Source organism: Streptomyces sp. NPDC047981, from assembly GCF_040653315.1.
Lineage (GTDB): Bacteria > Actinomycetota > Actinomycetes > Streptomycetales > Streptomycetaceae > Streptomyces.
In genome coordinates, this window is sequence record NZ_JBEZNQ010000093.1 from 1 (window position 1) to 19,193 (window position 19,193).

Genomic DNA, 19,193 nt, shown 5'->3' on the forward strand with positions numbered 1-19,193 from the left:
GGCGGGACGCCTGGGGGTTTACCTGGGCGTGGCGCGGGGGCGGGCGGCCGGGGTGAGGCGCTGGGCGGGGGCGCGCGGCGGGGCGGCGCGGGGTGCGGGCGCGGACTCCTCCGGGTCTGCAGGGCCGCGCGGTGTGCGGGCGGGGACTCCTCGGGGTCTACGGGATCGGGACATGAAGGCTCCTCCCGCCCGGTGCCCAGGCCGGCATCTCCGGCGGCCGGTCGGGGCGCGGGACGGGGATGTTCACCGGAACGGGAGGGCTGGCGGGGGCGCCTCACGCCGGAAGCGACCGCCGTGACGCCGGTACCAGGGGGCCCACCACCGCCTGGCGCTGGCGGGGGGCCGCCGAGCCGGTCCAGCAGGAGCCTCGGCGGGCGAGGAGGCGGCGGAGCCAGAGTTCGGTGGAGATGAGGTCGGCGAGGCCGTCCAGGGGGATCGGGTCGCCGTCGGCCGCCGCGTGGAGGGCCTTGCGGACCACGCGCGCCTCGATCAGACCCGCGTCGGCGAGGAGCGGGGCGTCGAAGAGGGACAGGAGGTGCGGGAGCGCGGCGCGCAGTCCGGCGCGGACGGCCGCCGCCGGGACCGCCGGGTTCGGCGCGCCCCAGCCCGCCGGGAGGTCGTGGACGCCCGCGCCCGCGAGGACGGTGCGCAGGACGGACGCGCGGGCGCCCGGCTGGACCCGGAGCGACTCGGGGAGGTCGCGGGAGGCCCGTACGACCTGGTTGTCCAGGAACGGGGCGTGCAGCCGCTGGCCGCGGATCTCGGCCGCCTGCTCCAGGACGCGGTGGTCGGCCGCGGCCCGCGCGAGGGCCGCACGCGCGCGTGCCTCCCCGGGCCGCTGCACCGACGTCGGCAGCGTCGCCGCCCGGGTCAGGCGAACCGATACTTCAGCCAGCGCCTCACCCGTCAGCCAGCGCGCCGCGGGACCCGGTCGCGACCAGGTCAGGGCGGAGAGGGAGGCCTCCACCGGTCCGTAGGCCCCCGGCCCCGGCCGGTTCGCGTCGAGCAGCAGCCGCGCCGCCGCCTCCAGGCCCGAGCGGTACGGCGTACGGGCGAGGCGGCGCGCCGCGCGGTAGACGGTCAGCGGGACCAGCATCGAACCCGCCGACGCCCCCGACGCCTTGGCCAGGGCCGTCACCGGCCGGAGGAGGGGCCTGCGGCGGCGGTCCATCAACAGGTCGGCGAGGCGCGCCGGGTGCGCGTCGAGGACCTGGCGCGCGCCAAGCCCCGTGAAGTGGTCCGCGCTGCCGCCGGCGAGCCGCCGCCGGTGCCGGTCGGCGACGACCAGCGACGGGCCGGGTTCGTCGGTCAGCGGCCCTTCCAGCTCCGCGTACGGCAGTGCCTCCGCGCCCGCCGCCACGACCACGTGGTGCAGGCGCGGGTTCGCCGCGATCGTCCGGGCCCGCTCCAGTTCCTCCTCGCGGTCGGAACCTCCGCCGGTCGCCAGGTCGTTGAAGGTGACGGCGAGCAGCCGTTCCCCGGCGCCGGTGCCGTGGCCGAGGATCGTCCCGGGCACCCCCGGCAGGCCGGCCGCGAGGAGCGCGAGCGTGCCGGACGCGCTGCCGCCGGACAGGTCCGCGCCGATGCCGGGCGCCGGGCCGCCGCCGCGGGCCGCCCTCCGCTCGGCCGGCCCCATGCCGGGCACGGGTCCCGGGTCGGGGAGGGGTGCCTCCGGCGCGTGCCGGGGCGCGGTGAGCCGGGCCCGCACGGCGTCGACCAGCGCGTCCCGTACGCCTTCCACGGCCCGCCGCGGCTCGACCTCGGCCGCCGCGACGGCGAGCGAGGCCACCGCTTCGTATCCGGCGATCTCCCGTGAGCCCTCGCGCAGGATCAGCGCGTGCCCGGGCGGCACCCGCTTCACGCCCTCGTACGGGGTCGAGTCGCGCAGCGCCTCCGGGGTCTCCGGGCAGGCGAGCAGCGCGGCGAGGTGGCCGATGTCGAGTTGGGCCTCGACCAGGTCCGCCAGCGGCAGGGCGGCGGTCGCGTACGCGGTGCCGCCCGCCCACGGGGTGTGGAACACCGGCCGCGCGCCCGCCAGATCACCGGTCACGGTGACGCGGCGGCCGACCCGTACGACCGCCGTGTAGCTGCCCGCCCAGGCGGTGAGATGGCGCAGCGCGCCCCCGCGCGCGGTGAGCAGGCCCACCCGCAGCTCCTCGTCGCTGGCGGCGCAACACCCCAGGACCGCGAGGCGGGTGTGCGCGTCGACGCTGATCACGCGGACCTCGTCGGGGCGCCAGTCGCCGACCGCCCAGAGCGGATCGGGGTCTCCCCAGAGGAGTTGGGCGCCCACGGGCTGCACCGTGCGTCCCTCGGACGCCGGGTCCCCGACGGCCCCCACGTGCCCCGCCTGCCCCACGTGCCCGGCTTGCCCCACGTGCCCCGCAGCGGCTGTACCGGAGGTAACCGTCGTACCGAAGCCCGCGGCGACACTGCTCCAGCCCACCAGCCATCGCATCGGCGCCTCCACGTCGGTTCAGTGGAGGAACATGCTGCCACGACAACAGCGCACGGAGGGGGCTCCGGGGTCGCGCGCCCGGATGCGAATGCGCCCCTGGCATGGGCCAGTTGACACCGGTGGGACCACGGTCGTCATTCGGCCATTCTCGATGGCGCGGATCCGGCGCCGCCCGACACCCCCGACGGAGCCACCGGCCGTCGGCAGTCCGGGAGGCACTGTCCGCCTCCCGGAGCCGTCCGCCGCCCGCGGGGAACGAGGCGACGGTATCCCCCAGCCCACCGGTCCACAGCCGGGTGGGCCGACCCACGCAGGACTCATCGAAGCGCTCCCCCGCCGACCGGACGAGAGCGCACGGCCAGGCGCACGGCCACACAGCCGGAGCACGCGCCCCAAGGCGCCCCATGGGCGCGCCGCACGTGCGCCGCGCACGCCGGACGGCGGACGGCGAGGGATCCGCCGACGCCGCTACGCCATCTGTCGGCCATCCGTCTGTTCCCACAACAATCCCGCCATACGGAACTCCGCCCCTTAACGGTCGGGATGCGGCGAACTACGCTGTGTTTACGAATGCCGCACGCCTATGCCCGGCGTCGTGGCGGCCGTCTTGGGTGTCGAGGGGTGGCGTCATGTCCAGGGAGCAACGCGGGCCGAACGAAAAGCTCGGCACGGTTCTCGCCCTCGCGGGAATCAGCAACGCCGGCCTCGCCCGGCGCGTCAACGACCTGGGCGCGCAGCGCGGTCTGACGCTTCGATACGACAAGACCTCGGTGGCCCGCTGGGTGTCGAAGGGCATGGTGCCGCAGGGCGCCGCGCCGCACCTGATCGCCGCCGCCATCGGCCAGAAGCTGGGCCGGCCCGTGCCCCTGCACGAGATCGGGCTCGCCGACGCCGACCCCGCACCCGAGGTCGGGCTCGCCTTCCCGCGCGACGTGGGCGAGGCGGTCCGCTCGGCCACCGAGCTCTACCGCCTCGATCTCGCCGGCCGACGGGCCGGGGGCGGCGGGATCTGGCAGTCGCTGGCCGGCTCCTTCGCGGTCAGCGCGTACGCGACCCCCGCCTCCCGGTGGCTGATAACGCCCGCCGACTCCTCCGTCGAGCGCCTCGTGCAACCGGCCGAGGAGCAGCAGGCCGGCGAGGGACCCGAGACCGGCCCCCACGCGCGCGTGGGCCACAGCGACGTCGCCAAGCTGCGGGAGGCCGCCGAGGACGCGCGCCGCTGGGACTCCAAGTACGGCGGCGGCGACTGGCGCTCCTCGATGGTCCCGGAGTGCTTACGTGTCGACGCGGCACCGCTGCTCCTCGGCTCGTACTCGGACGAGGTCGGGAGGGCGCTCTTCGGCGCCACCGCCGAGCTGACCCGGCTGGCCGGCTGGATGGCCTTCGACACCGGCCAGCAGGAGGCCGCGCAGCGGTACTACATCCAGGCGCTGCGCCTCGCCCGCGCCGCCGCCGACGTGCCGCTCGGCGGATACGTGCTGGCCTCCATGTCCCTCCAGGCCACCTACCGGGGCTTCGCCGACGAGGGGGTCGACCTCGCCCAGGCCGCCCTGGAACGCAACCGGGGCCTGGCCACCGCCCGCACCATGTCCTTCTTCCGGCTCGTCGAGGCCCGCGCGCACGCCAAGGCGAGCGACGGCACGGCGGCGGCCGCCGCGCTCAAGGCCGCCGAGGGATGGCTGGAGCGCTCGCGGGAGGGCGACGCCGACCCGTCCTGGCTGGGCTTCTACTCGTACGACCGGTTCTGCGCGGACGCCGCCGAGTGCTACCGGGACCTGAAGGCGCCCCGCCAGGTGCGCCGCTTCACCGAGCAGGCGCTGTCCCGGCCGACGGAAGAGTTCGTCCGCTCGCACGGGCTGCGGCTCGTCGTGTCGGCGGTGGCGGAGCTGGAGTCGGGCAACCTGGACGCCGCCTGCGCGGCCGGCACGCGCGCGGTGGAGGTGGCCGGCCGGATCTCGTCCGCCCGCACCACCGAGTACGTACGGGACCTGCTGCACCGGCTCGAACCGTACGGGGACGAGCCCAGGGTCATGGAACTTCGGGAGCGGGCACGGCCGCTCCTGATGACCCCGGCCTGAACGCGCGGTGACAGGGCGGGCCGCGTCGGCCGGAGTGGCGCGTGACGCGTGTCCCAGGGGGTTTAGCCGATCTGTCAGTGGGCCAGTGCACTATCGGGGTGGGAGGTGGTGCAGGTGTACACGCACGACGTCGACTGCGACGTGCTCGTGATCGGCGGCGGGATCGTCGGTCTGTCGACGGCGTACGCCCTGACGCGCGCCGCTCCCGGCACCCGCGTCACCGTCCTGGAGAAGGAGCACGGCCCGGCCCGCCACCAGACCGGGCGGAACAGCGGGGTGATCCACAGCGGGATCTACTACCGCCCCGGCTCCCTGAAGGCACGGTTCGCGGTCAAGGGCGCGGCCGAGATGGTCAAGTTCTGCGCCGAGTACGGGCTGCCGTACGAGGTCACCGGCAAGCTGATCGTCGCCACCGGCCGCGACGAGCTGCCCCGGCTCCACGCGCTCGTGCAGCGCGGCCGCGAGAACGGCATCCCGGTGCGGGAACTGGGCCCCGCCCAGATCGCCGAGTACGAACCGAACGTGCGGGGCCTCGCCGCCATCCACGTCGGCACCACGGGGATCTGCGACTACGGAGCGGTGGCGGAGCAGCTCGCCGAGGCCTCCGGGGCGCGCATCCTGTACGGCTCCGAGGTCACCGCCGTCGACCGGCGACCCTGGGGCGTCGCCGTCCGCACGGCGGCCGGGACGGTGGTGCGCGGGCGGGTCCTGGTGAACTGCGCGGGGCTGCAGTGCGACCGGGTGGCGCGGCTCGCGGGCGACGAGCCGGGCATGCGGATCGTGCCCTTCCGCGGCGAGTACTACGAGCTGGCCGACCCTTCGCTGATCCGGGGCCTGGTCTACCCGGTCCCCGACCCGGCCTTCCCCTTCCTGGGCGTCCATCTGACCCGGGGCGTCGACGGCGGTGTCCACGTCGGGCCGAACGCGGTGCCGGCGCTGGCCCGGGAGGGGTACGACTGGTCGGTCGTCCGGCCCGGCGATCTGGCGGGGACGCTGGCGTGGCCCGGTGCGTGGCAGATCGCCCGGGAGCACTGGCGCTACGGGGCCGGTGAGCTGCGCCGCTCGCTGTCGAAGCGGGCCTTCACGGAGGCGGTGCGCAGGCTGCTGCCGGCCGTTGAGGAAACGGATCTGCGCAGGGCTCCGGCGGGGGTGCGGGCGCAGGCGGTGCTGCGGGACGGGACGCTGGTGGACGACTTCCTGATCCGCGAGGCGCACCGGACGGTGCACGTCCTGAACGCGCCGTCGCCGGCCGCGACGGCCTCGCTGCCGATCGGCCGCGAGGTTGCGTCCCGGGCCCTGGCCCTGCTGTAGGGCGCTCTCCCCTGGGCGCCCGGCTGTAGGGGGCTCTCCCGTAGGCACCCGGCTGTAGGCGGCCTCCCCGGCGCCCTCCCGTAGGCGCCCTCCCACCGGCGCCCTCCCCCGGGCGCCCGCAGGCCGGGGCCTTCGCGCGGAAAGCCTCCTCGGACCCCGGGACCGTAGAATGGGGCGCATTGTGTCTGAGTCCCGTGAAGCCGTCACCCAGCCCCAGCCCCAGTCCCAGCCCGAACCGCAGCCCGTCTTCCGGCGGGGCAGCCAGAGGTTCGCCGCCGGGGAGGGGCCGCTGCCCGATCCCGCCGGGTCGCACCACGAGCGGCGGATCCGCAGCTTCCAGCCGCGCCGCAGCCGGGTCACCACGGGGCAGGCGGAGGCCATGCTGAAGCGCTGGCCCGACTGGGGTCTCGACATCGACGGCAAGCGGGTCCTCGACCTGGACGAGATGTTCGGCGGCCTTCCCGTGGTCCTGGAGATCGGCTTCGGCATGGGCGAGGCCACGGCCCAGATGGCCGCCGCCGACCCCGGCACCGGCATCCTCGCCGTCGACGTCCACACCCCCGGCCAGGGCAACCTGCTCGGTCTCGCCGACCGCGGCGGACTCGAGAACGTCCGGGTCGCCAACGGCGACGCGATCATCCTGCTCCGCGAGATGCTCACGGCCGACGCCCTCGACGGCTGCCGCGTCTACTTCCCCGACCCCTGGCCGAAGAAGCGCCACCACAAGCGCCGGCTGATCCAGCCCGAGTTCCTCACGCTGCTCGCGACGCGGATGAAGCCCGGCGCCGTGCTGCACTGCGCCACGGACTGGGAGGAGTACGCCGAGCAGATGCTCGAAGTCCTCTCCGGCCACCCCGACTTCGAGAACACCGTGCCCGACGGCGGCTACGCGCCCCGCCCGGAGTTCCGCCCCCTGACCCGCTTCGAGGGACAGGGCCTGGACAAGGGGCATGTCGTGCACGACCTGCTCTTCCGCAGGAAGTAGCCGCCGCCCGGAGCGACATCGGACCGGCCCGGTCGTCCACAGGGAAACGGCTCTTGTCGGAGAACTCCTTCGCAGGTGTCAGTCCTCCTCGTTAGGGTCGATCACGTGTCGAACCACGTTCCCGTCCCCACAAGGGACACCGAGGAGCCGGCCTTCACGGCCGTTCCGGACCGCGCCCAGTGGCGCTACAGGCCTCGTCGCGCCTTCTGGCGCAGCAAGCTGGTCCGGGCCATCGCCGTGATCACCGTGCTCGCCATCTGCGCGCTCGTGATCCTCGCGATCGTCCGGGAACAGACCGGCACCGAGGGCTTCCTCGTCGGCCTCGGCCTCGCGGTCCTGCCCGTGCCGCTGCTCATGGCCGCCTTCCGCTGGCTCGACCGGGTCGAGCCGGGCCCGTGGAAGAACCTGATCTTCGCCTTCGCCTGGGGCGCGTGCGCCGCGACGCTCGTCGCGATCCTCGCCAACTCCTTCGCGGTCCGCTGGATCGCGACCGCCACGGCCGACCCCGCCTCCGCCGAGTCCTGGGGCGCCACGGTCGTCGCCCCGGTCGTCGAGGAGAGCGCCAAGGCCGCGGCGATCCTGCTGATCTTCCTCTTCCGCCGACGGCACTTCACCGGCCTCGTCGACGGGGTCGTGGTCGCGGGCTTCACCGCCACCGGCTTCGCCTTCACCGAGAACATCCTCTATCTCGGCAACGCCTTCGGCGAGGACCAGGACCTCGGCTCCGGTGGCCTCGGCTCGATGACCGCGGCCACCTTCTTCGTGCGGATCGTGATGTCGCCGTTCGCCCATCCGCTGTTCACGGTCTTCACCGGCCTCGGCTTCGCGTTCGCCGCCCTCGCCACGTCCCGCCACAAGTTCCTGCGGACCCGACGGGTCCTGCTGCCGCTCGCCGGGCTGCTCCTCGCCATGGTCATGCACGCCCTGTGGAACGGCTCCGCGACGATCCTCGGGCCGCTCGGCTTCATCCTGATCTACGGCATGTTCATGGTGCCCGCCTTCGGCCTGCTGACCTGGCTGGCGATATGGAGCAGGCAGCGCGAGCTGCGCACGATATCCGGTCAGCTCCCCGCGTACGCCGCGGCCGGCTGGCTCTCGCCGGCCGAGCCCCTCGCGCTCTCCTCGATGCGGGCCCGCTCGGTGGCCCGAGACTTCGCCCGCCGCACGTACGGCCCGCCGGCCGCCACCGCCGTCGGGGAGTACGAGGCGTTCGCGACCACCCTCGCCTTCCTGCGCCACCGCGCCCAGCGCGGCGCGCAGGACCCCGACTTCACGGCGCGCGAGCAGGAGCTGCTCCATCACCTGTGGCAGCGCAAGCCGGTCGCGTCACCCGCGCTCACGTACGCGGCACGGGCGACGGGCCGGGTCTGGGCGCCGCCGCAGTACCTCGACTACGGCGGCTACAACCCGTACCAGAGCTAGGACTTCAGGACCCTCAGGCTGCGGCGTCCGGTTCGGAGGCCTCCGTCAGGAGGGTCAGCTCCGCCGGGGTCAGGCGGAGATCGGCCACCGCCACGAGGGCCGGGAGCTGTTCGACCGTACGGGCCGAGGCGATCGGGGCGGCGACGGTCGGCCGGGAGGCGAGCCAGGCCAGGGCGACGGTGGCGACCTCCGCGTCGTGCGCCGCGGCGACGGTGTCGAGGGCGGCGAGGATCCGCCGGCCCCGCTCGGTCTCCGCGTGCTCGGAGGCACCCTCGGCACGGACGCTGTCGACGGTCTTCCCGGCGCGGTACTTGCCCGTGAGGAAGCCGGAGGCAAGGGCGAAGTACGGGACGGCCGCGAGCCCGGCCCGCTCGGTGGTGGCCAGCAGCTCGCCCTCGTAGGTGTCGCGCGACAGCAGGTTGTAGTGCGGCTGCAGGGCGACGTAACGGGCGAGGCCTTCGGCCTCGGCGAAGTCGAGGGAGGCCTGGAGCCGCTCGGGAGAGATGTTGGAGGCGGCGACGGCGCGCACCTTGCCGTCCCGCACCAGCTGGTCGAGCGCGGTGACGATCTCCTCGACCGGGACGGTCGGGTCGTCGAAGTGCGAGTAGTACAGGTCGATGTGGTCGGTCCCGAGCCGCCGCAGCGACTCCTCCACCGCGCCCTTGATCGTGGTCGCGGCGAGGCCCTTGTAGCGGGGGTGCGCGCCGACCTTGGTCGCGATGACCACCTCGGAGCGGTTGCCGCGGGAGGCCAGCCACTTGCCGATGACCGTCTCGGACTCTCCGCCCTGATTGCCCTCGGCCCAGGCCGAGTACATGTCGGCGGTGTCCACGAAGTTGCCGCCCGCGGCGGTGTAGGCGTCGAGGACCGCGAAGGACTGCTCCTCGTCGGCGGACCAGCCGAAGACGTTGCCGCCCAGTGCGAGGGGGAAGACGTCGAGGTCTGAGGTGCCCAGCGGGCGAAGTGAGGTCATGGGACGGTACAACGACCGTCCCGGGGCCGGGTATTCCGGCAGCCCTGAGGTCGGGGGGGGGTGCCGCCAGGACTGCCGGAGTCGGGAAGTCTCCGGGGGTCGCTAGACCGAGAGGCCCTTGCTGCCCAGCCAGGCCGCCGGGTCGATGCCCGCGCCGCCCGCGGTGTGGACCTCGAGGTGCAGGTGCGGGCCGGTCACGTTGCCGGTCGCGCCCACGCGCCCGATCGTGTCGCCGGTGCCCACGGTCTGGCCGACGCTCGCCGTCATCGAGGACAGGTGCGCGTACCAGACCTCCGTGCCGTCCTCCAGCTCGAGGACGATCCGGTAGCCGTACGAGCCGGACCAGCCGGCCGACTTGATGGTGCCGCCGTGCACCGCCTTGACCGGCGTGCCGGTGGGCGCCGCGAAGTCGAGGCCGGTGTGCTGGCCGGAGGACCACATGGAGCCGGACTGGCCGTAGGTGGAGGTGATCGTGTACGAGGACGTGGGCAGCGAGTAGCTCGCGGCGAGCTTGGCCAGGCGCTCGGCCTCGGCCTTCGCCGCCGCCTCCTCCTCGGCCTTCTTCTTGGCCGCGGCCGCTTCCTTCTCGGCCTGGTCCGCCTTGGCGGCGGCCTCGGCGGCGGCCTTCTCGGCGGCCGCCTTCTCCGCCGCGGCCTTCTCGGCGGCGTCGGCGGAGGCCTGCTGCTGCTCGGCCTGCTGGAGGATGCGCGCGCGCAGCGCCTCGCCCGCGTCGGCGGCCGACGTGGTCTTGGCACCGTCGGCCTTGTCGACGCTGTCGGCCGGCAGGGCCAGGGTGGCCGTGAGGGGCTGCGGGTTGGTCGTACCGGAGTCCGAACCCGCGTCGTCGTCCGAGATGAACTCGCCGACACCGGGCAGCTCGGAGGCGTCCGGCAGGTTGAGGTCGGGAAGCGATATCGAGACCGGGGGCTTCTCCTTGGCGGTCGCCATGCCGCCCGCGCCGACCGCCGCGATGACACCGACGCCGAGGACGGTGGAGGAGCGGGCGAAGCCGGAGCGCTGCTTCACGACGCGGTGGCGGCCACCCGAACGGGACTGCTGGCGCAGGGAGTCCTCGGTGGGGTTCCACTCCCCCCACGTCGCCGCGTCGTCGTCCGTCCCGGCGGCGCCACGGGCGCCGAACGCGTGGAACCCGTCAGAAAGACCTTCGGGGGCAGGGCTGTTGGACGCCACGGAGGCGTGCTCCTTTCCTTCCTTCTCGCCTACCGGGTTAGCTGACGGGTTCGGAGCAGGAAGGTCTCCTACGGGCGGTTCCGCACGGGTGCGAAGGTGCCCGATTCACCCCAAGTAGTGGTTCCCCGGTTCCCTTTCAGGATTCGGCGCACGCGCACGGTGCCGTCTCTTGCGACGGCTGGGACGACCGCGCTGCGTTATCGAACGTTAATAGACACGGGGGGCTGATTCCAAGCTGTTCCCGTTGATCATTCCCGAGATTGAGCTGGTACAGCCCGATTTGAGCCCGCTTCAGTACGAAGTCTTACCGCGCCGCGGTGAGTGACGGTTCGTCAATTGTTATCGGAGCGGTACCCCTCCACTACGCAAGGTCACGGCGGCCGTCATGGCAGTGGTCACGGCAGTCGTCACAGCAGGGCACGGCAGGGCACAGCAGGGGTCACGGCAGAGGTCACGGCAGGGGTCACGGCACCACGGGCATCGTCCGGCGCCGCTCCGGCTGGCCCGCGCCCGGCCGGCTCACGGCGAGCAGCGCCATGTCGTCGGTGGAGCCCCCACCCGTGTACCGGCGCACGTCGTCGACCAGCGCGTCGAGCAGTTCCTCGGGGCCCGGGAAGATCCTCCCGGCGAGCCGCTCGGCCGGTTCGTAGAACGCCCCCGAGGCGTCGCGCGCCTCGGAGAGCCCGTCGGTGTAGAGGAGCAGCGTGGCGCCCGGCGGGTACGGGGCCTCGTCGGCCCGGTCGGGCCAGGCGGCCAGCTCGCCCATGCCGAGCGGCAGCGCGGGCTCGGTCGGCTCCAGATGCGCCAGGCCCCCGTCCGCGTGGAGCAATAGCGGCTCGGGGTGGCCCCGGTTCACCACCCGTACCCGCCCTTCCCCGCGCGGGATCTCGGCGAGGACGGCGGTGGTGAACCCCTCGAAGGCGTCGAGCCCGTCCCGGCGGGTGCCCTCGCGGGCGAGCGCCCGCTCCAGGCGTTGGGCGACGCCCTCGAGGGAGGACTCCTGCTCGGCCGCCTCCCGGAAGGCACCGATCACGACAGCGACCGCCTCCACCGCGTCGAGCCCCTTGCCGCGCACGTCACCCACCACGAGCCGGACCCCGAACGGCGTGTCCTGGACGGCGAAGAGGTCACCGCCGATGAACGCGTCCGCCTGCGCGGCCTCGTAGCGGGCCGCGACCTGGAGCCCGCCGATCCGCTCGGCGGGCGTCGGCAGCACGGCCTTCTGCGCGGTCTCCGCGATCACCCGCGCCGAGGCGAGCCGCTCGCCACTGCGCCGTACGACCCGGTTGATCAGCAGGGCGAGCGCGGAGACGGTGACGACGGTCAGCGTCTCGGTGAGGGCGGGGATGTCGTTGACGGTGTCGTTGTAGACGTGCAGCCCGATGCTGGCGAGGACGGCGGCGATGCCGGTGAGCAGCGTCGTGAGCATGGAGAAGAACGGCGCGGCGATGAGCGGCGCGGCGGCGAACATCGGGGAGGCCGTGTACGAGGCGGGGGTGGACAGGTCGAAGACGATCCCGCCGACGATCACCAGCGGCGGCAGGGCCCGGATGAAGCGGCGCGCCCGCTCCGCCCGCCGCCGCGGGCCCCGAGAGGAGAGCCCGTTGGCCGAGCCGTTCGCCAGGCCGTTCGCTGAGCCGTTCGCCCGCCCGCTCGCCGAGCCGTTGGCGAGGCCGTTCGCCCGCCCGCCCGCCGAGCCGTTGCGCGCCCCGGCGCCCCGCCCGTTCACCGACGGACGCGGCTGCCCCTTCCCCCGCCCCTGCCCCCGGTCCGGCCCTCGTTCCTGCCCCTGCCCCTGGCCCTGCCCCACCTGTGGTCTCCTGCCCGGTCCGTACACGGCACGGCGACGGACGGTACCGCGCCCTCCCCAGGGTGGCGGGAGCCGCGCCGCTCGGCGACCCCCGCTCGGCCATGTGGGGGACACGGGTTCCGCACTCCCCGCAGCCGCACGAGCGCCGCCCGGTCGTCGGAAACGGCCGGAAACGACGAAGGCCCGGATCCAGTGACTGGATCCGGGCCTTCGTTGCTACTGAGTAGCGGGGACAGGATTTGAACCTGCGACCTCTGGGTTATGAGCCCAGCGAGCTACCGAGCTGCTCCACCCCGCGTCGGTGAATACGACCTTACGGCATGGTGCGCGGATCCCCTAATCCGTTTCCCGGCCGAGGTCTCAGCAGCCACAGTCCTCGGCGTCGACCGGGGCGGTGAGCGGGTCCGCGTCCTTCTTCGCGGGGCCCTCCCACGTCTCGTACGCGAAGCCCTCCCGGACCCAGTACTCGAAGCCGCCGAGCATCTCCTTGACCTGGAATCCCAGCTGGGCGAGGGCGAGCGCGGCGCGGGTGGCGCCGTTGCAGCCGGGGCCCCAGCAGTACGTGACCACGGGAACGGACTTGTCGAGCAGCTGCTCGGCCTGCTCGGCGATGAGCGCGGTCGGCAGGTGGAGGGCGCCGGGGACGTGGCCCTGGTCCCAGGACGCGGTGGAGCGGGAGTCCAGGACCACGAAGCCGAGGTCGCCGCCGGCGGCGACGGCGCTCGCGACATCGGAGACGTCGGCGTGGAAGGCGAGGCTGGCGGAGAAGTACGCGGCCGCGGCCTCGGGAGCGGCGGGCGGGGTACGAAGTACGGCGTTGACCTGCGCGGTTGTCGTCATGCATGAAAATCTACGGTTGACGATCACGGCGCTGAAGTGGCAGATCCCGGCGGTGGGACGGCTCCGCCGGGAAAATCCGGGCGTTCGGCGGGGGACGACAAGGGATCTCACGCTGCGGACGCCGGGGACGCCGGGGACGTTTCCGGGCCGCGGACGTGTCACGTCACGGGGACGCCGTCCGTCATGGACATAAGGGCACGTGACGATCCGGCGAGCCACGAGCCGGCGCCACGAGACGCGAGCCACCAGCCACGAGCTACGAGCTACGAGCTACGACGAGGGAGATGACGCACCGATGGACGACGACAAGGACCTCCTGGCCGCGCGCTTCGATGCCGACCGCACCCACCTCAAGGCGGTCGCCTACCGGATGCTCGGCTCGCTGAGCGAGGCCGAGGACGCCGTCCAGGAGGCGTGGTTCAAGCTGAGCCGCTCCGACATCGGTGACGTACGGAACCTGAGCGGCTGGCTCACCACCGTCGTCGGCCGGGTCTGCCTGGACATGCTGCGCTCGCGCGCCTCGCGCCGCGAGGACCCGCTGGAGTACTACGTCCCCGATCCGCTGGTGCGCGGCGCGGACGGCGGTCGGAGCGACCCGGAGGAGGAGGCGCTGCTGACCGACTCGGTCGGCCTCGCGATGCTCGTGGTCCTGGACACGCTGGGCCCGGCCGAGCGGCTCGCCTTCGTCCTGCACGACATGTTCGCGGTCTCCTTCGACGAGATCGCCCCGATCGTGGACCGCACCCCGGCCGCGACCCGCCAGCTCGCCAGCCGGGCCCGCCGCCGGGTCCAGGGCGCGGCGCCCGGCCCGGCGCCCGACCTCACCCGCCAGCGCGAGGTCGTCGGCGCGTTCATGGCGGCCTCGCAGGGCGGTGACTTCGAGGGCCTGCTCGCGGTCCTGGACCCGGACGTGCTGCTGCGGGCGGACGGCGGCAAGGCGGCCGCGGCGCTCTCGAAGGTGGTGCGCGGCGCCGAGGCGGTCGTCAACCAGGCGCTCACGTTCGCCCGCTTCCGCCGCGAGTACCGCGAGGTGCTGGTCAACGGCGCGCCGGGCGTCATCTCCTTGGTGGACGGCGGCCGCGTGGCCGGACTCATGGCCTTCACGATCGTCGGCGACCGCATCACGCAGATCGACATCATCGCGGACCCGGAGCGGCTGGAGGCGCTGGGCGTCGGCGCGTCCTAGGGCCTGATACCGAACGACAGGCCCTGGACCGCCGGGCCGGCCCGCCCTGGCGGCGCCGTCGGCCCGGCGAGGCCGAGGGCGGTCAGGGCGGCCGTGCCCGCGACCGCGTGGTCGCCGCCCGCGAGGAGCAGGGTGCGGGCGGACTGGTAGCGGCAGCCGGCCGCCTCGAACGCCGCGGCGGCCGTGAGCTGCCGGGGCAGGTCCCCCTCGCGGAGCGCCTCCGTCCGGTCGAGGTGGGCGGAGGCGACCGGGTTCCCGGCGACCGTCGTACGGGCCGCGGCCAGCCGGGCACGGGCGTCGGGGTGGCCGGCGAGCACCGAGGCCTCGGCCCGGAGCGTCACGTACCAGTGCAGCCATATCCAGGAGACCCACTTCCACACCCGCTCCGGCTCGGGCGAGACCCGGTCGAGGGCCGCGTCCGGGTCGCCCCGGTGGAGAAGGAGCTGGGCGTCGAGGACCGCGCCGTAGCCGTGGTGGTACTCGTCGCCCGTACCCGCCCGGTCGACGATGCCGAGCCACTCCGCTCGGGCGCCCTCGTCGCCACGCAGGCCGTGGACCAGGGCGACCGACGCGGCGGCGGGGCCGAGGGAGAAGGAGCGGCGGCGGCCGCTCCGCTCCCACGCGTCCAGGAACCGCGCGCTGCCGGTGAGCACCTCGTCGCCATGGCCGGCGAACGCGTCCGCGACCAGGAGCCAGGACGTGGCGTGGTGGCCCACCTCGGCGAGGAGCGGGTGACGGGCCAGCCGCCCGCCCCAGCGGCGGGCACCCGGCAGGTCGCCCACGCCGAGGGCGGTTCCGGCGGCCATGGCGAGCGCGTCCATCAGCTCGTGCGTATGGGCGGGGGCGGAGGCGGAGGCGGAGGTACGGGCCTGGGCGGGGGCGGGGGTACGGGCCTCCGGGTCGTCCCCGGTCAGCAGGTCGATGCGGCGCCGGGCGGCAGCAGCGGCGGCGAAGGGCTCCCCGGCCCAGCACTGGGCGCCCGAGAGCGCGTCGAGGGCGGCGGACTCCGCGACCGGGTCGCCCGTGCGGCGCGCGAGCGCCACGGCCCGCTCGGCGCGGGCGACGGTCTCGGCCGCCGTGTTGTCGGTGTCGCCCTGCACCGCGCCGAACGCGTCCGCGAGCACCGCCGCCTCCGCGAGCGCGACGGCCGCCTCCGCCGCCGGGTCGGTACCGGCCGACTCGCTCGCCTCCTTGAGCAGGACGGTCACGTCGTCGGCGGACGGAAGGCGGGTGAACTCGCTGGAGAAGCGGTACGCGACGGTGGCGGCCGCCGCCAGGTCGCGCCCGGCCCCCGCGGTGTCCCCCGCGCTGCGGGCGGCCTCGGCGGCGGCTCGGTGCAGGCGGAGCATGTCGTCGCCGAGCCTGCGGCAACCGGCGACGGCGGCGGCCTGCCGAAGGGCGGCGGCCCCGGCGTCGCCCGCCACGGTGGCGGCCTGTTCGTACCGTTGCTGGGCCTCGCCGAGCAGGTTGCGGGTGAAGGCGGCGCCGGCCAGGGAGAGGGCGAGGGCGTGGGCATCGGCCTGCTGGTCCGTACGGCCCGCGGCCCAGCCGAGGGCGGCCCGCAGCTCGTCCGCCACGGCGTCGAACCGCGCGCGCCAGTCGGCACCGCCGTCCGGACGCTCGGTGTCGTCGGTCCCGTCACCGCCGACCGCCACCAGCTCCGCCGCACGCTGCAGGCACCAGCGCACGTGCCGGGTGCGGACGGCGGTCAGCTCGTCCGCCTCGGCGAGCCGCTCCGTCCCGTACTGGCGGATCGTCTCCAGGGCCTGGTACCGCGTACCCGTCTCGGACGGTGTCACCGCGAGCAGGCTCTGCTCGGCGAGACGCCCGAGACCGTCGGCGACGTCGAGCGCGTCCAGCGGAACGGCCCCCGCGGCCTCGACGTCGCCCTCGAAGGCGATCTCGGCGGCGCCCTCGGCGGCGATCTCGGTGGCCGCCTCGGCCGTGAACGGCACCGCGAACACCGACACCCGGCGCAACAGCGCCTGGTCCGGCGGCGCCAGCAGGTCATGGCTCCAGTCGAGGACGGCCCGTACCGAGCGGTGCCGGTCGGTGGCGCGGGGGCCTCCGGCGAGCAGGCGCAGTTGCTGGGAGAGACCGGCCGTGAGGCCGTCGAGCCCGAGCGTGGCGCAGCGGGCGGCGGCGAGTTCGATCGCGAGGGCCATGCCGTCGAGCCGTTCGCAGAGGGCGACGACCCGGGCGCGTACCGCCGGATCCGTGAGCAGCCCCACCACGGCCGACGCGCCGACGGCGCCCGCCCGGTCGAGGAACAGGGCCACGGCGTCCGAGTCGTCGCCGCCTTCACGGGACAATGGCGGTACGGAGAAGGCCCGTTCGAAGGGGACCAGCAACCGGGCCCGGCTCGTCACGAGGACCCGCACCCGGGGGCAGGCCGTCAACAGCCGCTCCAGGAAGGGCGCGACGCCCCCGTCCCGTATCTGCTCGCAGTTGTCGAGGACGAGCAGGGCCTGCCGGTCCGCGAGGGCGGCGAGCACCGCGTCGTCGATCCCGCCGCCGGGCCGCTCACCCACGCCGAGCGCCGCGGCGACGGCGGCGCCGACCCGGTTCTCCTCGGTGACCGGGACCAGGTCGACGAACCACACCCCGTCGGCGAAGTCGTCGGAGACGTCTGCGGCGACCGCGAGCGCGAGCCGCGTCTTGCCCACCCCGCCGGGACCGACGGCGGTCACCTGCCGGTGCGCCCGCACGGCCGCGGCCAACTCCTGTCGCTCACGCACCCGCCCGACGAAGGCGGTCAGCGGGGCCGGCAGCGGAACGGGCACGGCACGGGAGGACCGCTCCTCCTGATGGCCGACCCCTTCCTCGGACTCGGCCTCGGCCTCGGCACGGGCACGTTCGATCGCGTACCGGGCGAGCGCGCGCCGGTCCGGCACCTCCAGCTTGCGCAGCATCGAGGAGACGTGGGACTCGACGGTGCGGACGGAGATGAACAGCCGGGCGGCGATCTCCGCGTTGCTGAGGTGCTCCCCGAGGAGCGCGAGCACGTCGGCTTCCCGGGCCGAGATCACGGGACTGGTCACGGCCTCATTATCGGCCCCGGGCCCCAACTGCGGGGCGGCTACCGCAAGAAGGGATTGCGTCCCACGTCGGACGGCACCTGTTCGCGCACCGGCGTGCTGTCCGGGCCGGGTACGCGCATGCCGGGGATCGGGACGTTCCGGACGCGGTGCAGGAGGACCGCCCCGTCCTCGTTCCGTACCTGCTCGTACCCGTGGGCGAGGAGAAGGTCGATCCGCCGGCGCTGCTCGTCGAGGGACGCGAAGGGGAAGGTGCGGTCGTTGACCCTGAGCAGGACCCAGTCCGCCCCGCGGGGCGTGGCGTCGACGAGGACGACGCGGGTACGGGACGTCAGGCGCGGGGCCACCGTGTTGTCGGCCTCCACCGTCGCGCCGTCCGGGACGAGTTCGGCGGCGGCGGCGAGCGCGCGCTTGTCGGGGCGGGGCTGCCAGGAGCCCGGGTTGAACGGCAGGCCGAGGCCCGCGACGAGGGCCGCCGCCGTACTCAGCGTGAGCGCGCCGACGACGGCGGTCCGGACGCCCCGTCTCCTGCCGTGCAGCCGCGCGAGGGTCTCCAGCGCCGCGGTGAGCAGGATGGGCCAGAGGAAGGCGTCGTAGTGGTTGACCACCGGCCAGTGGTTCGGGTTGTCGGACAGCATGCGCTCGGCGAGCAGGGGCATCGCGAGCAGCAGCGTCGCCGATCCGGCCGGCAGGAACGCGAGCGTCCCCAGGATCCACGCGAGCATCAGCACCTTGACGTAGGGCGTGACCGCCACCTCCGCCACCACCCACGGCTCGGTCAGCACCCGCAGCAGGGCCTCCCCGCCGCTCGCGCCGAGCCGGCCGTAGCTCCAGTAGTAGCCGGGCGGGCTGCCCATGGCCGGCAGGAACCAGCCGACCACCACGGCGACGACCAGCGGTCCGCCCACCAGCAGCGCGAGGCCCGCGGTCCGGCCGGCCGTGTGCCCGGCGCGGTGCGCGCGGACGGCGAGCACGAGACCGAACGCCCCGACCACCAGGCCCATGTCCTCCTTCACCAGGCACAGCGCGAGCGCCCACAGCGCGGCGCCCCCGTAACGCCGCGCCAGGCCGCGCTCCAGCATGAGCAGCGTGATCGGTACGGCGAAGGCCACCTCGTGGAAGCCGGTGTACGAGGAGTTCAGGAGCGGCCAGCCCACCGCGTACACGAGCCCGCTCACGTCGGCCGCCCGGCGTGCGACGACGGGGGCGGCGCCGGCGAAGCAGTGGAGCGCGATCCGGCGCACCACCGGGACACCCGCCGCGAAGAGCAGCGCCTGGGCGAGGATCAGCGAGCGCGGGTCGTCCCAGACCCAGTAGAGCGGGGCCAGCAGGGCCAGGAGCGGGGTGAAGTGGTCACCCAGGAGCGTGAAGTCCGGTGGGAACTCATGGTGGACGCTCTTGATCGGCGACCGGGGCAGCTCGAAGTGCGCGTACGCCCGCACGGCCTGGTCGAAGATCCCGAGATCGAACCCCGTCACCCGCAGCGCCGTCCACGACTGCAGCCCGAGCGCGAAGCACACGAGGAAGCAGACGAGCGCCGTGACGCCCCCGCGCACCCGAGGAAGGTCCGTGAAGCGCGGGGCCACGACCCGGGACCGGCCCGCGACAACACCGTCCGCGACCCGACCGTCCGCGATCTCACCGTCCGCGGCCTCGGGGTCTGCGACCTGCTCGGGCTCGCGTATCGGTGGGGCGCTCATGCCCCGAAAGCTACGTGCCGCCCGGGCCAACTGCCAACGACGAAGCGCCCCGCCCGGCGAAACCGGTCGAGGCGCTCCCCGCGGGTCCGAGGGTGTTCCCCCGCCCGCCACACGTAGGCCATGTCGGACTCGAACCGACAACCAACGGATTAAAAGTCCGCTGCTCTGCCAATTGAGCTAATGGCCCTCGGCACAACACCC

At 74.3% G+C, this 19,193-nt stretch carries 12 protein-coding genes, 2 tRNA genes and 1 riboswitch; of the genes, 5 read left to right on the forward strand and 9 right to left on the reverse strand.

What is annotated here, in order from left to right; all coding sequences use genetic code 11:
• Positions 1 to 274: 274 nt before the first annotated feature.
• The gene (locus AB0E14_RS34290) at positions 275 to 2,458 is read right to left on the reverse strand and encodes an asparagine synthase-related protein (protein WP_362427483.1); all 2,184 of its coding nucleotides are present in this window, start codon (positions 2,456 to 2,458) and stop codon (positions 275 to 277) included.
• A gap of 629 nt (positions 2,459 to 3,087) precedes the next feature.
• Here AB0E14_RS34290 and AB0E14_RS34295 point away from each other — a divergent pair.
• The 4 genes from AB0E14_RS34295 to AB0E14_RS34310 all read left to right on the forward strand — a co-directional run bounded on the left by AB0E14_RS34295 (position 3,088) and on the right by AB0E14_RS34310 (position 8,254).
• Positions 3,088 to 4,536, forward strand: coding sequence for an MFS transporter (locus tag AB0E14_RS34295; protein ID WP_362427486.1), 1,449 nt, complete (start codon positions 3,088 to 3,090; stop codon positions 4,534 to 4,536).
• Between the two features lie 114 nt (positions 4,537 to 4,650).
• The gene (gene lhgO / locus AB0E14_RS34300; protein WP_362427489.1) at positions 4,651 to 5,847 is read left to right on the forward strand and encodes an L-2-hydroxyglutarate oxidase; all 1,197 of its coding nucleotides are present in this window, start codon (positions 4,651 to 4,653) and stop codon (positions 5,845 to 5,847) included.
• 181 nt (positions 5,848 to 6,028) lie between these two features.
• Complete coding sequence (gene trmB, locus AB0E14_RS34305) at positions 6,029 to 6,832, forward strand: tRNA (guanosine(46)-N7)-methyltransferase TrmB (RefSeq protein WP_362427492.1); 804 nt, start codon at positions 6,029 to 6,031, stop codon at positions 6,830 to 6,832.
• Between the two features lie 105 nt (positions 6,833 to 6,937).
• Complete coding sequence (locus tag AB0E14_RS34310) at positions 6,938 to 8,254, forward strand: PrsW family intramembrane metalloprotease (RefSeq protein WP_362427495.1); 1,317 nt, start codon at positions 6,938 to 6,940, stop codon at positions 8,252 to 8,254.
• Between the two features lie 13 nt (positions 8,255 to 8,267).
• Here AB0E14_RS34310 and AB0E14_RS34315 read toward each other — a convergent pair whose 3' ends face one another.
• From AB0E14_RS34315 to AB0E14_RS34335, 5 genes are all read right to left on the reverse strand, one after another.
• The gene (locus AB0E14_RS34315) at positions 8,268 to 9,227 is read right to left on the reverse strand and encodes an aldo/keto reductase (RefSeq protein ID WP_362427498.1); all 960 of its coding nucleotides are present in this window, start codon (positions 9,225 to 9,227) and stop codon (positions 8,268 to 8,270) included.
• Positions 9,228 to 9,329: 102 nt separating this feature from the next.
• Positions 9,330 to 10,418: a M23 family metallopeptidase gene (locus tag AB0E14_RS34320; RefSeq protein ID WP_362427501.1), complete on the reverse strand. Its 1,089-nt coding sequence runs from the start codon at positions 10,416 to 10,418 to the stop codon at positions 9,330 to 9,332.
• Positions 10,419 to 10,429: 11 nt separating this feature from the next.
• Positions 10,430 to 10,577, reverse strand: a riboswitch (cyclic di-AMP (ydaO/yuaA leader).
• A gap of 304 nt (positions 10,578 to 10,881) precedes the next feature.
• On the reverse strand, positions 10,882 to 11,970 hold the full coding sequence (locus tag AB0E14_RS34325; protein WP_362427523.1) for a PP2C family protein-serine/threonine phosphatase: 1,089 nt from the start codon (positions 11,968 to 11,970) through the stop codon (positions 10,882 to 10,884).
• A 482-nt stretch (positions 11,971 to 12,452) separates the two neighbouring features.
• Positions 12,453 to 12,526, reverse strand: a tRNA-Met gene (locus AB0E14_RS34330).
• A 62-nt stretch (positions 12,527 to 12,588) separates the two neighbouring features.
• On the reverse strand, positions 12,589 to 13,068 hold the full coding sequence (locus AB0E14_RS34335; protein ID WP_362427504.1) for a rhodanese-like domain-containing protein: 480 nt from the start codon (positions 13,066 to 13,068) through the stop codon (positions 12,589 to 12,591).
• Between the two features lie 295 nt (positions 13,069 to 13,363).
• Between AB0E14_RS34335 and sigJ the strand changes: the two genes are divergently transcribed.
• A complete protein-coding gene (gene sigJ / locus AB0E14_RS34340) occupies positions 13,364 to 14,254 on the forward strand; it encodes an RNA polymerase sigma factor SigJ (protein ID WP_362427507.1) in 891 nt (296 codons plus the stop codon).
• Here the strand turns inward: sigJ and AB0E14_RS34345 are convergent.
• The 3 genes from AB0E14_RS34345 to AB0E14_RS34355 form a co-directional block, all read right to left on the reverse strand.
• Positions 14,251 to 17,295, reverse strand: a complete 3,045-nt coding sequence (locus tag AB0E14_RS34345; RefSeq protein WP_362427510.1) for a LuxR C-terminal-related transcriptional regulator — start codon at positions 17,293 to 17,295, stop codon at positions 14,251 to 14,253. The two genes, sigJ and AB0E14_RS34345, sit on opposite strands and share 4 nt — an antisense overlap.
• Positions 17,296 to 17,333: 38 nt before the next feature.
• Complete coding sequence (locus AB0E14_RS34350) at positions 17,334 to 18,992, reverse strand: DUF2079 domain-containing protein (protein ID WP_362427513.1); 1,659 nt, start codon at positions 18,990 to 18,992, stop codon at positions 17,334 to 17,336.
• 114 nt (positions 18,993 to 19,106) lie between these two features.
• Positions 19,107 to 19,179 (reverse strand) — tRNA-Lys (locus AB0E14_RS34355).
• Positions 19,180 to 19,193 lie beyond the last annotated feature (14 nt).

What these genes read in the sequence shown, in the direction of transcription:
- AB0E14_RS34335 (WP_362427504.1), bottom strand. Translation starts at nt 13,068, where the DNA reads ATGACGACAACCGCGCAGGTCAACGCCGTACTTCGTACCCCGCCCGCC.
- AB0E14_RS34290 (WP_362427483.1), bottom strand. Translation starts at nt 2,458, where the DNA reads ATGCGATGGCTGGTGGGCTGGAGCAGTGTCGCCGCGGGCTTCGGTACG.
- AB0E14_RS34295 (WP_362427486.1), top strand. Translation starts at nt 3,088, where the DNA reads ATGTCCAGGGAGCAACGCGGGCCGAACGAAAAGCTCGGCACGGTTCTC.
- AB0E14_RS34315 (WP_362427498.1), bottom strand. Translation starts at nt 9,227, where the DNA reads ATGACCTCACTTCGCCCGCTGGGCACCTCAGACCTCGACGTCTTCCCC.
- AB0E14_RS34350 (WP_362427513.1), bottom strand. Translation starts at nt 18,992, where the DNA reads ATGAGCGCCCCACCGATACGCGAGCCCGAGCAGGTCGCAGACCCCGAG.
- sigJ (WP_362427507.1), top strand. Translation starts at nt 13,364, where the DNA reads ATGGACGACGACAAGGACCTCCTGGCCGCGCGCTTCGATGCCGACCGC.